Genomic DNA, 14,233 nt, shown 5'->3' with positions numbered 1-14,233 from the left:
GATCGCCACGGTGACCCCGTCGCCTGGAACCCCGTGGACTTCGAGGTGCACCAGAACCTCGCGGCCATGGCTCAGGGCTGACGGACCGCATCGCACAACTCAGGTGGCCGCCGGGAGGCGGCCACCCGCACGTAGGAAGGAGCTCGTGTGGCGGCCCGTAGCGGCACCCGCAGCACCCGGAAGAAGACGACGGCCAAGCAGCCGTCGGTCAAGACGACGACACCCCCGCCGCCGCGCCGCCCGGCGCCCGCGGCGGTGCCCGTGCCGCCGAGCCAGGAGGTGCGGGCGGAGGCCGAGGCCCGGCTCTCGGATCTGCGGGATAGGGCTCACGACCTGATGGACCGGGCCGCCGACATCCGTGAGGGGGCCCGGCAGGCCGCCGCTGAGGAGGCGGCGGCCCTGATCCGCGTTGCTGAGCAGCGGGCTGAGACGATCCGCCGGGCGGCGGCCGCTGACGCCCGGCAGGTCCTGGTCGAGGCGGCCGAGGAGGCCGGAGGGCGGCTGCGCCAGGCCCGACTCGCCGAGGACATCGTCCGGGAGGAGGCCCAGCAGGTTCTCGACGCCGCCCAAGCCGACGCGCAGCGGGCGGCCGCGGAGGCTGGGCGCCGGCTGGAGCAGGCGAACGCTCAGGCGGATGCCCTCCGCTTGGACGGCGGCCTGCAGGCCCAGCAGGTGCGCGCCGAGGCTACCCGCGCTGCGCAGGCCGTCCTCGACGGGGCCCGGGCACAGGCCGGGCAGGTGCTGGTCGAGGCCGCCGAGGAAGCCGGCGAGCGGCTGCGCCGGGCCACGCTCGCGGAGGAAAAGGTCCGGAAGGAGGCCCGACAGCTCCTTGAGACCGCCCGGGCCGACGCGCAGCGGGTGGCCGAGGAGATCATCGAGGCCGCCGAGGAGCGGGCCCACACGCTGCTGGCCGAGGCCGAGCAGCAGGCGATCGAGCTCGCGGCCCTGCGCCGGTCCTCCGCCGAGGCCGCGTACCGCACCGCTCTGGCGGACGCGGCGAGGATCCTGGGGGAGGCTCAGGAACGGGCGGCTGAGGCGCAGGTTATCCGTAGGACCGCCGAGTCCGAGGCGGACTTGATCCGTCGGCGGGCCCACCTGGAGCTCGACGAGGAGCTGGTGGTGCGGCGCCGTGAGGCGGAGGAGGACCTGGAGCGGCACCGAGCCGAGGCCGAGCAGGTTCGCACCGAAGCGGATGCGGACCGGCAGGCCGCGCGCGGTGAGGCGGAGGAACTGCGCGCGGCCGCGGCGGCGGAGGCGGCGACGGCGCGTTCGGCAGCCAAGCATGAGGCGGATCAGATCACCGCGCGGGCCCGCGCCGTGCTGGACCAGGCACACAGCGCGCTGGAGCAGCAGACCCGGTCGGCGGAGTCCCAGGCCGAGACGGTTCGGTCGACGGCCGCCCGCACGGCCGAGGCCACCGTGGAGGAGGCCCGGCGCAAGGCCGCGGCTGTCATCGCCTCGGCGGAGAAGACGCGCGAGGCGGCGGCTGTCACGGCGGAGGAGATCCTCAGCCGGGCGCGGGCCGAGGCCGAGGTGATCGACCAGGAGGCGAGGGAGCGTCTGAGGCGGGCCGAGCGCCACTCGAAGTGGTGGGCGGCCGCCGGCCGCCGGACCCGGGCGATACGGACCCGGGCGGACCGGGCGTTCGGCAAGCTCCTCAAAACCCTCGCCAAGATCGCCGGTCTGGGGATCGCCGCGTTGGGCGAGTACCGGCTCGCGATGCTCGCGGGCTTCGGCCCCTACCTCGCCATCCTGGTCCCCGTGGCCTTGGACCTGTACGTGATCTCCGCGTACCGCAACGCCAAGAAGGGCGCGCAGGGCTTCCAGGAGAAGCACGTGGCCGTCCTGCTCGCGCTGTTCTTCAACGGCCTGGACCGGCTCGCCGAGCAGGGCGTGATCGCCCTCGGTGCGGACGGGCACGCCCCCTGGTGGCTGCTGCTGGCCGTCTCCTCGGTTGGCCCGCTGGTCGTCTGGCGTGTGCACGAATTGGAGAAGGACCGCCACCAACCCGACCACCCTCAGCCGGACGGGCACCGTACGGACGGGCACCGTACGGACGAGCCGCGTACGGACGAGACGTACGGCACCGCCCGTACGCCCTCGGCCCGTACGGCTCCCGTACGGCCACCCCGTACGGGCCGTACGGAGTCACCCCGTACGGACCGTACGGCAGACCGTACGGGGCAGTCCCGTACGGGGCGTACGGGCGACCGTACGGAGCCCGCCGGTACGGGCCGTACGCCCAAGCCCCGTACGGCCGATACGGCCCGTATGGCGAAGGACCGTACGGGCGCTGCGGCCACGGCCCGTACGGACGCCGCGTGCATCGAGGCACTGCGGGGGCTGCCGCGCGGGGACGACGGGTTCGTCACCGTCAACGCCGCCCGTACGGCGCTCGGCTGCAACCGGGACCGGGCCGTACGGCTGCTTGCCGAGGCCGGTCTGCTGCGGCCGTCCGACGCCGCGAAGTACGGAGTCACCACCCCGAGCGCCGGCTGACGTTCGAGCGGCAGTCGGCGCTCCACGGTTCGACACCGCCCGGCGGCCCGGGCGGTGAGCACTTCGCGGGCCGGGCCCGCGTTCCGCTGTGCACGATGCGGGCCCTTCCCTGACTCAAGGAGTTCTCACGTGACTGACATGTCCCACCTGCTGCAACCCGACCCCTTCGCCGAGTTCGTCCAGGCCCGGCGGCGCTCGCACCGCCTGGACTGGGAGGTCTACGACGACCTGCTGACGGCGATCCGGACGAAGTACCGCGCCGAGGAGGTCAAGGGCGACGGCCGGTTCGACGCCCGTCGGCGCTCGCGCCGGATGGAGAAGCACGCCAGGAAGCTGGTCCGCGGGGCCCGGCTTCAGTACGAGGCGCTGGAGGCCCTGCACGTGGCGCACATCGACCACACCGCGACCGTGCGGGAGCTGCCTGGAGAGCGCGAGCAGAAGGCGTTGGCCCGGGCCAAGCGCTCCGCCACGGTCGGGGAGTTGCTGGCGAAGGCGCTGCACAAGAGCGAGCAGCGCCTGGACGGTGCGACGGAAGACGGGAAGGACCTCCCGGTCGCCGGGTCACTGCTGGAGATGGAGAAGAGGCGGGGGGCGGCGTGAGCACGGAGCCGATGACGCGGGCGCAGGCCCGGCGCCTGCGCCAGGAGGCCCACCACGAGCAGCGGCGGGCTGAGTATGCGGCCCGGCTGGGCGAGTGGGGGGTGATCCTCGCCTGGGTCGAGGAGGCCAAGGCGGTGGCCAAGGAGCACCAACGGCGGGGCAGCGCCGGCCCGCTGGTGGAGCTGGCGCGGACGCTGGAGAACTTCTGCCAGCGCTACGGACGGTAGTCATCAGGTCGGCGCAGTCAGGGCCGTTCTCCTCGGGAGAGCGGCCCTGACCGCACCCCAACCGGACGCACGGACACGCGGACGCGCGGACACGCGCGCGCGTACGCGAGAACGTCACGTTCTGTCAACAAGGAGAAGACCATTGGCTGATGACGGGGACTTGATCCCCTTCCCTCAACGAGAGGAGGGGCTGAGCGGGATGCCGGGGCTTCCCCCGCCCCGCCGGTCCGACCCGCCGCCCCCGGCGGCAGGGCCGGAGGCCGATCGGCCTCCGGCCATCCCGGACAGGATCAGTGCCGCCGACGACGCGGCCGCCGTCTCCCCCGCCCCGGCGACGACCTTGTCGATGCCGGGCCTGCCCGCCGGCGGGGACGACGGACAGCCGCCGCCGGGCGGCGGGACGGGCGCTTTGCTGATCGCCGCCCCGCTCGCCGCGGCCCTGGTCGCGCTGCGCGGCATGGCGATGCTCGTCTCGGACTGGCGCCAGCGGCGCATGGCCGAGCACGCCGAGGCCGGGCCGCTGCGCGAGGCCAGGATGAAAGCGAAGGTCGCCGCGCTGGAACAGGCCGCCGGGCACGCCCTGGCGATGAAGAAGCTCCGCGACCAGGGGCACGAGGCACGGGCGAAGGCCACCGTGCCCTCCAGTCAGGAGTACGGCCGCAAGGCCGCCGGCGGCGGCGCGGGCCGAGGCGTGGCCGGAAGCGGTGGCGGATCGGCCCGTGGTGCCGGGGTGGCCGGCTCGCCGGGCGGCAGCCGGGGGAAGAGCGGCGGCGCAGCCCCGGCTACGGGCGCGAAGCCGCCGGGTCCGGGGGCCCGGCCCTTGCCCGCCGCCGGTGCGACGGGCAAGGGGACGGGGCCGAAGGCCTCGGACGGTCGTTCGGGGAAGGGCTCCGGCTCCGCTCCTGCCCGCCCCGCCCCGTCCGGCCCGGCCGCCAAGGGCCCCGCAGGCAAGAGCCCCGCCGGCAAGGGGCCCGGCTCGGGTGTCCCCGGCTCCGGGAAGGGGACGGAAACGAAGGGCAGCAGTGGGGCGGGTGCCAAAGGCAAGTCGGCGCCGGGCGGCGCCGGACGAGGCGCTGGCATCGTGGCCCCCAAGGGCGGCAAGGCGCCGAGCTCGTCCGCGTCCAGCCCGGCGATGGAACGGGCCCGGGGCCGCCAGGAGCGGCGGGCCGCGAAGCAGACCGCTGCTCTGGCCGACCGGGCCAAGGACCGTGACCTGGCCCGCGAGAACCGGCAACAGGACCGGCAGCAACGCCGCGCGGCGAAGGAGGCCCGCCGGGCGGACGCCGCCGGGGGCAAGACCGGGGGCCGCACGACGCTGGGCGAGGCCGTGGCGGAGGCCGCGGAGCGTCGGCTGAAGAAGCGTCGCAAGAACATCACCCCGGTCCTCAGAAAGATCAAGAAGGGCAAGAAGGGCGGGCGGCCGACCGGCCCGGCACCCGGAAGGGGCGCGGCACCCGGCACCGGCCCGTCCCCGGGGGCGGGCCCGGCACCGGGGACGGGCGCGGCCGCCGGGCCGGGTCCCGGGGGACCGACGGCCCCCTCCGGGGGCACGGCAGGCCCGGGGACGAAGCCACCGCGACGGCCGAAGAAGGTCCGGCCGAAGAAGGTCTGGTTCACCAGGACGCGTCCGACGACCGGCTCGCCGCCTGGGCCGGCGCCGACTGCGAAGGCGAAGAGCGGCCGCACCCGGCCCCGCCGGGCGAAGAAGCCGCCCGGAAGGAAACGGGCGAGGAATTTCGGCGCCTGGTGGCGCCTGCGCTTCGCTGCGCCGGGGCCGGGGCCGGGGCCGGGGCCGGGGCCGGGGCCCGGCAGTGGCCGGACGAACAACGCGTCGTCGAACGGTGCGTCGTCGGCGGGTGGTCCGGGCGCCTTCCGGCAGGAGCGCGAGGACGCCTGGACCTCGGCGCAGCGCGCTGGCGGTCCGCGGTGGGACCCCTTCTACATCGTGCGCGCCGACCAGCCCGCGCGGCCCAAGCGTCCGTCGGCCGTCGGCCGGGGGCAGGCCGGGCTCGGCCCGGCACCCGAGCGCCACACCCGCCGGCCGGGGACCCAGCGTCCGGCCGGTCCGTCCGAGCACTCCGGGCGCGCACCACGCGCGGCCGGAGCCTGGCGAGAGGAACCCATGAGCACTTCGCACAGCCGGCCGCCCGAGGGCGGCCTGGCCCAGCAGCACCGCACCGATGTGACCCTGGACGACTACATCTTCGCCATGGGCCGCATCGCGCTCGGTGCTGGCCTCACCGGCGAGGCGGCCGCCGACGTCGCCGAGACGATGCGCCGCACGGCCGCGGCCATCGTCGTGATGCAGAGCGACCTGGCCACCGGCCACAACGTCGTCGACCCCGGCGTGATGATCGCGCTGGACCGTCTCGCCGAGACCGCCCGGGCCATGGCCAAGTCCGCCGAGGGCATGGCCGGCCAGAGCAAGGCGGCGGCGGAAGCGGCCGTGATGGCCGCACGGGCCGTCAACGCCGACTATCGCCGCGACAAGAACGCCAAGGCAGACGCGGGCCTGCGCCACGCGTCGGCCGCCGCACACCACGAAGGGTGACCAGATGAGCGAGACCTCCGGCGGCAACGACTACATCGGACTCCAGCGCACGCTCCGGGTGTTCGCCCGCGGCATCGACGTGGCGGTTGAGGACCTGAGGCAGGTGAAGAAGCAGATGAAGGCCCATGCCGGCCTCGCCCTGACCGCCGCGCAACAACTGCGGGACGCCGACGGCGACCCGCGGTACGTGGAGCTGACCTCCAACGTCTCCGTCCTGCTCGGCGGGGCGGCTGCCGAGGCCCAGAAGACCGAGACCGTGACCCAGGCCGCCGGGGACGCCGCCCGGCAGGCCGCCGACGTGCACCGGGCGAAGTACGGCGCGCTGGATGACATCCGCCGCTCCCGCACCACCAAGACCCCCAAGCCCGGCTTTCTCGAGGACTGACCCCAGCGCATGGCACCACTCCGGGGCGGGCCACCGCACTCGCGGCCCGCCCCGGCCCCTTGTCGAAAGGAAGACGACTCCGATGTCGACCGCGGTCTACGGGCGCCTCCTCGCCCGACGTCTGCGCCTGGAGCGCGCCGTCTACGGAGCGGCCGCGCTCGGCCTGGCCCTCGCCCCCAACACCGACCCCGCCGGCCCGGCCCACCTCTCCGTGCTCGCCGCCACCGCCGTGCCGTCCGGGGTCGCTCTCGTGCGGGCCTGGCGCCGGGCGGAGCAGCCGGGTGCGAACCTGATGACCACCGTGGTGCGGGCGCTGCCCTTCGCCTCCGCCACCGCCATCGACCTCACGGCCCTGCACACCCCCGGCTGGGGCCTGGACGCCGCCCTCGCGGCCGGATGGGCCCTGGGCATGGGCCTGCTCGCCCCCCTCACCCGCAGCCGCAGCCTGCGACTGGCCCACGCTGCCCTGACCACCGCCGACTCCCCCGCACCCGCCGGCCCCCACAGCAAGGACGACGCCTTCACCCGCCAAATCCGCGGCATGTGGGACCGGGCCCCGGTCTCGGGCGCAACCAAACTCCTGGGCATCACCCGCCACCCGGGCTGCACCGTGGACTTCTCCGCCCTCGTCAAAGCACCCGACGGCTGCCCGGTACCGCCGCTGGAGGAACGAGCCGTCGCCGCCGCCTTCGGCGTCCCGACCGAGGCCGTCAAGGTCATCGACACCGTCCACGGCCCCGACGGCACCGCCTACGGCCCGGGCTGGAAGGAAATCGTCCTCACCCCCCAGGCCACCCGGCAGGGCGACGGCGCGGACGCGGACGCCGCGTGGTGGGCGCAGAACATCGCCCGCCCCGGCAAAGCGATCCCCGACACGCTCTTCGAGTACACCGTCCGCGACAACGCGCGCGGCGTCACCCACTGGGTGGCCCGCATGGACGACGAGACCGAAGCACCCCGGCCCGACATCGCCAAGCTCTGCACCGCCGTCGGCGCCCGCCCCGAGGAACTGCGCGTCTTCGCCCACGTCGAACGTCACCGCGTCCACGTCCAGGTCTACGACGAACCCCCGCTCGTCGCGGTGCGCACCGCCACCCGCGACGATCTGACCCCCGACGCCGAGGGGTTCTGGCGGCTCGGCGTCGCCTACGACGGCACCTTCGTCCGCGGCCGCGCCCACCGCCCCGAGGGCATCGCCCTCGGCCTGATCGGCGGCGCCTCCGGCTCCGGCAAGTCCCAACTGATCGTGCTGTGCGTCGCGGCCGACGCCAACGCCCAGATGACCTCCTGGGTCGCCACCGAAGGCGCCGACGGGAAGATCGCCCTCCTCGCCCCGCACGTCGACCGCCACGGCGTCGGCCCGCTGTTCATCTACCGGATGCTGCGGGCGGCGGTCGCCCTGATGGACATCCGCGGCTCCATGCCACGCGCCGACGGCACCGTCCGCGACTGGAAACCGAACGATCCCGGCTGCCCCTACACGGCGCTGACCGTATACGTCGACGAGTACCTGGCCGCCACCAAGGACGCCAAGTACGGCGAGCGGATCGCCAACCTCGCCGAAGTCCTCTCCGTCAAAGGCCGCAAATACGGCGTCGGCCTGAAGCTGGCCGGCCAGGACATCAAGGTGGACGACGGCTTCACCACCACCATGCGCAACCAACTCAAGACCAACGGCCGTCCGGTCATCCTCAACATGGGCGACGCCGCCGCCACCCGCCGCGCCTTCGACGGCCTAGTCCCCGGCGAGTACATCCCCGACCCGCTGCCCGCCGAGTACGGCGGCAGCCAGCTCACCATCGAACAGCGCATCGCCGGAGAGGAATCCCCCGAAGACGCCACCGGCATCGGCGGCGTCGGCTGGATCGTCATCAAGGGCCGCCCCGTGGTGATGCGCACCCTCTACGTCGACCTCTCCGGCCTCGACGCCGAGACCAACCTCGCCGCCCTCTTCCCCGACACCGTCGGCCACCTGACCGGCTACGAACTACGCGCCCTGGACGAGCGCGGTCTCCTCGGCGACTGGAACGCCCCCGACGACGAAGACGACGAGGGCGACGAGGGCGACGGGGACTTCGACCCCGACGATGTCGGCCCGCCCGCCAGGGCCCGCAAGTCCAAGACCAAGGCCACGACCGCGCCTTCGCGCCCGTCAGCGGCCGACCGCGTCCGGCGGTTTCTGCAGATGCTCCCCGGCGCCGACCGGCAGATGGTCATCGATGCCGTCACCGGCGACGGCATCACCGCCGACGAGGCGGCCGCCGCCTTCGACGACCTCACCCGCTCCTGATCTCCGCGTCACCCCCTGGGGCCCCGCGACCTCCCGCCGCGGGGCCCGCCCCTACCCGGCACCGACCCCAGGAGAGCCATGCACCGCGACCAGCAGCCGCTCAGCGACATCCAGGCCGCCGCCGAGGCCCGCCGCCTCATCGCCGACGCCTACCACCCCACCCCCACGCTGCCGACCTCCTACCGCGACACCACCCCCCTGCCCGCCATCGGCCCCACCCCGCCCGTCGCCCAACCCGGCCGGCCCCCGATGAGCCAGCGCGCCGCCGATCTCAGCGGCATCATGCTCTCCGCCGGTCTCGCCTCCGTGCCCATCTCCGGCGGCATCTCCCTCGTGATGTGGACCGTCGGACAGGTCAACCCGGTTGTCGTCGGCATCGTCTGCGTCGCGCCCATCGCGTTCCTCGGTGCCCTCTCCCGAGTCTTCAAGGGGGCCAAGGAAGTCGCCAGGGCCGCCCCGCCTGTCATCCACCAGCACTACGAGAGCACCGTCCACCAGCACCACACCACCTACAGCTCCGCCACCCGCGGCCTGATCGCCCGCACCCGCAACGACAACCGCCACTGACCCGGCGGGCACAAAAACCGCAGGCCACACCCCATCAGATCAGTTAGAGCCAACAGGGCTAATAAGATCCGTCAGCCCTCCGACGAAGGGACCTCTGCACATGAGCACGCACGTCACCGTCAGCCACGGCAGCGACTTCTTCGGCCTCGACATCTTCCCCGCCCCCCATCTGCGCGACCTCGGCCAGCACGTCCGCGGCATCCTGCCCGCCGACGACCACCCGCCGCTCACCACCCTCCTGGACGACGCCGGCGAGGCCGAGCATGCCCTCGACGCCGACCAGTCCGCCGTACTGGCCATGCTCCTGCGCCGCGTCGCCGCCCACCGGCACCTGGAGAAGCCACACCGCGAGCTCGCCTCCCGGCTGGGCATCGCGGCCGCTACCGCCGCCGCCGACCCCCAGCCCTGGATCTGGACCACCAGCACGGCGGAAACCCAGTGACCCCGGTGACCCCCTCCGGCCCCCTCAACGCCCGCCTGGACGCAGCCACCGCCGCCGTCCTCACCGAGGTCACCCGCACCGACGCCAAGGCCGGCGTCCTGCTCACCTCGATCTCCCTGCCACTGGCCGCCCTCGTCGCCACCGCACCCGGGCGCCCCTTACCGCCCACGGCCGCCGTCCTCGTCGCCACCGGCGCCGTCGGCCTGGTCGCCGCCCTGCTGACCGTCCTGCTCGTCGTCCGCCCCCACCTCGGCGGCGCCCCCCGCAGCGGCTTCCTGCGCTGGGCGCAATGCACCCCCGACGAACTACTGCGCAGCCTGCACAGCCCCGACGACCGCGCCGCCGACCTCATCCACCTCGCACAGATCGCCCGCCGCAAATACCGGGCCCTGCGCCTGGCCGGAGACCTCACCGGCGGCGCGCTCATCGCCCTCGCAGCCGCCCTGATCACCGCCCTCACCGGCGACCTCTCCGTCCTCGCCCTCCACTGACCACCTCAGGGCCTGCGGGCCCGCCGCTCAGACCCGTTGGACCCCACGGGGCCAACCCACCGAAGGAGAGCTGATGAGCATGGGAGCCCATCGCCCCCAGGCCCCCGACCGCGACGAGGCGGCCGCCGGCAGCCCGAAGTCCGGGTCGGCGTACGAAAGGGCGCTCGCGGCCGCGAAGGCGGCTGGCCGGGCCTGGGGCTGCATCTGCGGGGCCGACAACCCGCCTTCGTACGACGCCTGTCACGACTGCCAGCGTCCGTCCTGGACCTGTGCGGCCTGCGGCACCGTCCACCCCTCCACCCGCAGTCACTGCGGCTGGTGCGGCAGCACGATGTCCGCCGAGTCCCTCGGGGACGAAGAGGGGTTCGAGATGACCTACGCGGAGTGGATCGCCACCCAGATCGGCCCCCGCGTCGTCGGCGGCCGCTACGACCACGGCGACGACACCAGCGCCTACGAGGTCCTCGCCATCACCCGCGGCCCGCGCCCCCTCGGCACCTGGCCCGTCTGGGACATCACCGTCCGCTACGACAGCAACGGCCAGGAGACCACCCACTGCACCGGCTGGGACACCCGCCACGACCGCGCCCGCACCGACCAGACCGGTTAGACCCAACACCCCCAACCAGGGAGAGGAGAACGACCACCGTGACCGACACCGAGACCATCGAGACCCTGCGCTACACCGCCGACATCGTGTGCCTGCGAGGCGACGACGTCCTGCTCATCGAGCGGGGATACGACCCCTACGCCGGCCGTCTCGCACTGCCCGGCGGACACGTGGACCCGGGCGAGGCCTCCCGTGCCGCCGCCGCCCGCGAACTGCTGGAGGAGACCGGTATCGAGGCCGACCCGGAGGAGCTGATCCTCGTCGGCGTCTACGACGCCCCCGACCGGGACCCGCGCGGGAGGTACATCAGCGCCGCCTACATGGTCACCGTGCCGGACGGCACCGAGGCCCGGGCCGGGGACGACGCCGCCGCCGTGCACTGGGTCCCCCTCGACAACCCCGGCGCCCCCCTGGCGTTCGACCACGGCGAGATCCTCCGCGACGCCCGGCGCCGGCAGCTCGCCACCCGCCGCACCGAGCGCTGGACGGTAGGAACCTTCCACGGAACCCACGGCGCCACCAAGGCCGTCGTCACCTCCACCCGCGACGACGACGCCCCGCTCCCCTACGGCTGGGAGTGCTCCTGCGGGATCAGCCAGCGCTTCCCCACCGAGGACGGCCTGTCCAACAGCGCCTGGCGCCACGTCCACCCGCCCCGCTGGCGCACCTGGGCCCGACACCTCCCCGTCGCGCGCCACCGCGTCCAGCCCACGGCACGCCTGGAGCACCCCCGGCCGGTCTGACCCCGGGTCCGTTCTGCCAGCCCCGCGTGGTGCCGGACTGCTGGCGAGCACTGAGCAGGGCCGGACAGCCCGTCCCGTCGCAGGCGGCAGGGAACTCCATGTGGGTCAACCGCGCGATGTGAGTCCGGGAGAGGCTTCGGCGCCGACCAAGATCATTTTTCTACAATTGTGGAAGAACGATCTTGGTCGGCGGCTGTGTAGGTGCTTCGTGCGCCCTTGTCCGGGCGGATCTGGGTGTGCTGGTCAGAGATAGGGGTGCGCGCTGGATATCGTCCCTGTCATGACTGAAATCGCCTCGGAGCCTATCGTCGGCGCCGTCGAGCTCCCCGCGCCGCGCATCAGCGAAGGCGGGCAGACTCGAATCATCGCCATGTGCAACCAGAAGGGTGGTGTCGGCAAGACGACCACCACCATCAACCTCGCTGGCGCGCTCGCTGAGCGCGGCCGGCGCGTCTTGGTCTGTGACTGTGACCCACAGGGCAACGCCACCATGGCGTTCAAGGTGCCCATGCTGGACGACGACAAGGGTCCCACGCAGGCCACCGTCGTCATTGACATGGTCGACCCGCACCATCTGGTAGCCAAGACCCGGGTGGACAACATTGATGTCCTGCCCGCCAGTATGGACATGTACCTCCTGCCCTCCCGTCTACGGGAGACGGGTGCCGCGCTTCAGCTCTATGCCCGAATGCTGGAGCACTTCCAGGGGGAGTACGACGACATCCTGCTCGACATGCGCCCCGCGCTGGACACGGACACAGACGCTCAAACCGCGGCGGCGAATGCCGCGATCATCATGGTCGACGTAGACGAGTGGGCGATGAAGGCCGTAAAGATGCAGGTCGCCCAGCACAAGAAGATCATGGCGAAGCTGGGGCGCACCGAGCCTCTGGACATCCTGGGCATGGTCATCGGTCGTGTCGTGAAGCCGATGGGCGACTTCGACGCCGCCGTCTACAAGCAGCTTCAAAACCACCCGCGCATCCCCCTCCTGGGTGAAATTCCCATCCGGTCCTCCCACCTCAAGGAATCCCGCAACAAGGGGCTGCCGGTTGTGCACCATCGGCCCAAGACGGATACTGCCAACTTCTTCCGCAGCATCGCATCCAATGCCGGGCTGGTGGCCGCCGCGTGAAAGAGTTCGAACTGGACGGCTGGGATGATGAAGACGCCGCCGATGACGCGGCTGGCTCCCTGAGCCGGACCGCCGAGCGCGCTGAAGCTGAACGCCAAGCGATAAACGAACAGGCCCTCGCCGAGCGCATCGCCGCCGCTGTCGAGGCGGTCCGCCCCGGACTGGACAAGATCCCCGACCCGGTAGAACCCGCGGGCGCTGGAGACCTCACCCCTGAAGAGCAGCAACACCTCGACGCCTGCGTAGCCGGGATAGACCTGCTCTCCACCGCGACCTGGATCGCGGGGAAGTCTCTCGACACGATCGCCACCGGGCGCCTGTTCCGGAGGATCCCGCACAAGCTGGAGCCCGAGCGCTGCTACAAGACCATCGAAGAGTGGGCGGAGAACGAGTACGGCATCAGCCGCTCCCGGTGCAGCCAGCTTCGTGATGGCTGGCAGCTAGGTGAAGTCCTCAACGCCCGCGGTTACAAGGCCCCCGAAGGGCAGGTCCGTGAGCTCGTGCCATTCCAGAACCGGCATGGGCTCAAGGCGGCAGTCGGGGTCTATGAGATGGTTGTCCAGGCTGTAGGGGCGTCCAAAGTCACTGCCAAACGGCTGAGGGAAACCGTGAAGCTGTTTCCTGGGGACCTGGCCCTCAGTGATGACGACGATGCCCAGGTCATCGCTCAGTCCTTGGCCGTTGCCATAGAGGGAGCGACACCGCCGCCCTCCAAGCCGAAGGGCGGGTTGCCCGAGAGCCTCAAGCGTGACGTCGATCGGCGGTCCCTGGCGCTCGCAGACCGGCTGAACCGTGGGCGTATCCCTCGCGCTGAGGTCCTGACCCACCTGCTGGCCGCTTTCGTTGACGAGAAGGACTCCCGGGTCTTCGACATCGTCTCTGAGCGGATGACGTAACCGATAGCGATCACATACCAACTGGGCGCCCGGCCAAAGGTAGTGGCCGGGCGCCCAGTTGTGTGTACGAGCGCACCTTACTCGTTACGCCGCCCCGCTTCGGCGAGTTCGCGGGTCACTCGGAGGAGACGCCGGGTCACCTTCGTCGAGTGCCCGTGGGTGTCGCGAAGACCCCCGCCCCCGGTGGCCCGCACTATTCCGATGACGCGCCCGGCGGGTATGTCGAAGTCAGGGGCTTGAATCTGGTTGTTTCTGCGCCGTTCGGACCATCAGATTGGGATCATGTACGTCTGCCGCCAGCCGGTCGCCTCGGCGTGAGCGGCTGGGGGGACGGGCAGGGGGTCCGTCCGTTGAAAGCGACGGGAAAGGGGTGCTCATGACGATCCGCACCGACCACCAGCCATACGTTCAGGCTGCGGTCACGGCGATCGACGACATCGGCCTGACGGTGCTGGGACACGCCATCACCGGGCGCCCACCGGCGGTGCGGACCGCTGTGGTGACGCTCGCGGCGCCGGAGAGCGGCCCGTACGCCGACGAAGAGGCGGAGGTCGAACTCGCCTGGGACGAGGCCTTCGGCTGGGTGCTCCGGCTGCCTGCCGAGGCTGGCACGAGCGACTGGTTCATGGGGGAAGACCTGGTGCCCTCGCCCGACCGTGTGGCGCGCTGGGCCGACATGGTCCTGTCCCACCCGGGCCTGACTCCGAGCCGGGAGAGCGGTCCGCAGCGACTTCCGGAGAACGACGACGACGCGTTCGAGATGCGTCTGTCGGCCTTCGCCGCGCCGGCCTGACGCA

General features: G+C 72.6%; 14 protein-coding genes. All 14 read left to right on the top strand.

The genetic code is table 11. The features are described from left to right. The first annotated feature begins 147 nt into the window (after positions 1-147). The 14 genes from ACZ6X9_RS32340 (at position 148) to ACZ6X9_RS32275 (ending at position 14,229) form a co-directional block, all read left to right on the top strand. Positions 148-2,499, top strand: coding sequence for a hypothetical protein (locus ACZ6X9_RS32340; RefSeq protein WP_469781599.1), 2,352 nt, complete (start codon positions 148-150; stop codon positions 2,497-2,499). A gap of 129 nt (positions 2,500-2,628) precedes the next feature. Next, complete coding sequence (locus tag ACZ6X9_RS32335; RefSeq protein ID WP_469781598.1) at positions 2,629-3,099, top strand: hypothetical protein; 471 nt, start codon at positions 2,629-2,631, stop codon at positions 3,097-3,099. After that, positions 3,096-3,326: a hypothetical protein gene (locus tag ACZ6X9_RS32330; RefSeq protein WP_469781597.1), complete on the top strand. Its 231-nt coding sequence runs from the start codon at positions 3,096-3,098 to the stop codon at positions 3,324-3,326. The genes ACZ6X9_RS32335 and ACZ6X9_RS32330 overlap by 4 nt, the downstream gene beginning before the upstream one ends. Before the next feature lie 142 nt (positions 3,327-3,468). Then, on the top strand, positions 3,469-5,877 hold the full coding sequence (locus ACZ6X9_RS32325; RefSeq protein WP_469781596.1) for a DNA polymerase III subunit gamma/tau domain-containing protein: 2,409 nt from the start codon (positions 3,469-3,471) through the stop codon (positions 5,875-5,877). 4 nt (positions 5,878-5,881) lie between these two features. Then, positions 5,882-6,262 carry a hypothetical protein gene (locus ACZ6X9_RS32320; protein ID WP_469781595.1) on the top strand — a complete coding sequence of 127 codons (381 nt, stop codon included), beginning with the start codon at positions 5,882-5,884 and terminating at the stop codon, positions 6,260-6,262. Between the two features lie 82 nt (positions 6,263-6,344). Continuing rightward, on the top strand, positions 6,345-8,552 hold the full coding sequence (locus ACZ6X9_RS32315; protein WP_469781594.1) for a hypothetical protein: 2,208 nt from the start codon (positions 6,345-6,347) through the stop codon (positions 8,550-8,552). A 78-nt stretch (positions 8,553-8,630) separates the two neighbouring features. Next, positions 8,631-9,119, top strand: a complete 489-nt coding sequence (locus tag ACZ6X9_RS32310; protein ID WP_469781593.1) for a hypothetical protein — start codon at positions 8,631-8,633, stop codon at positions 9,117-9,119. Positions 9,120-9,219: 100 nt separating this feature from the next. After that, the gene (locus ACZ6X9_RS32305) at positions 9,220-9,561 is read left to right on the top strand and encodes a DUF7739 domain-containing protein (RefSeq protein ID WP_469781592.1); all 342 of its coding nucleotides are present in this window, start codon (positions 9,220-9,222) and stop codon (positions 9,559-9,561) included. Then, entirely contained in the window at positions 9,558-10,052 is a 495-nt protein-coding gene (locus ACZ6X9_RS32300) for a Pycsar system effector family protein (protein ID WP_469781591.1), read from the top strand. Before ACZ6X9_RS32305 ends, ACZ6X9_RS32300 begins: the two co-directional genes overlap by 4 nt. 73 nt (positions 10,053-10,125) lie before the next feature. After that, positions 10,126-10,662: a hypothetical protein gene (locus ACZ6X9_RS32295; protein ID WP_469781590.1), complete on the top strand. Its 537-nt coding sequence runs from the start codon at positions 10,126-10,128 to the stop codon at positions 10,660-10,662. A 38-nt stretch (positions 10,663-10,700) separates the two neighbouring features. After that, positions 10,701-11,405, top strand: coding sequence for an NUDIX domain-containing protein (locus ACZ6X9_RS32290; RefSeq protein WP_469781589.1), 705 nt, complete (start codon positions 10,701-10,703; stop codon positions 11,403-11,405). A gap of 280 nt (positions 11,406-11,685) precedes the next feature. Continuing rightward, positions 11,686-12,540: a ParA family protein gene (locus ACZ6X9_RS32285; RefSeq protein ID WP_469781588.1), complete on the top strand. Its 855-nt coding sequence runs from the start codon at positions 11,686-11,688 to the stop codon at positions 12,538-12,540. Beyond that, positions 12,537-13,436 carry a hypothetical protein gene (locus ACZ6X9_RS32280; protein WP_469781587.1) on the top strand — a complete coding sequence of 300 codons (900 nt, stop codon included), beginning with the start codon at positions 12,537-12,539 and terminating at the stop codon, positions 13,434-13,436. Before ACZ6X9_RS32285 ends, ACZ6X9_RS32280 begins: the two co-directional genes overlap by 4 nt. Positions 13,437-13,812: 376 nt before the next feature. Then, on the top strand, positions 13,813-14,229 hold the full coding sequence (locus ACZ6X9_RS32275; protein ID WP_469781586.1) for a DUF6292 family protein: 417 nt from the start codon (positions 13,813-13,815) through the stop codon (positions 14,227-14,229). Positions 14,230-14,233 lie beyond the last annotated feature (4 nt).

Source organism: Streptomyces sp. NPDC052910, from assembly GCF_055585605.1.
This window is presented reverse-complemented; position numbering and strand designations above follow the sequence as displayed.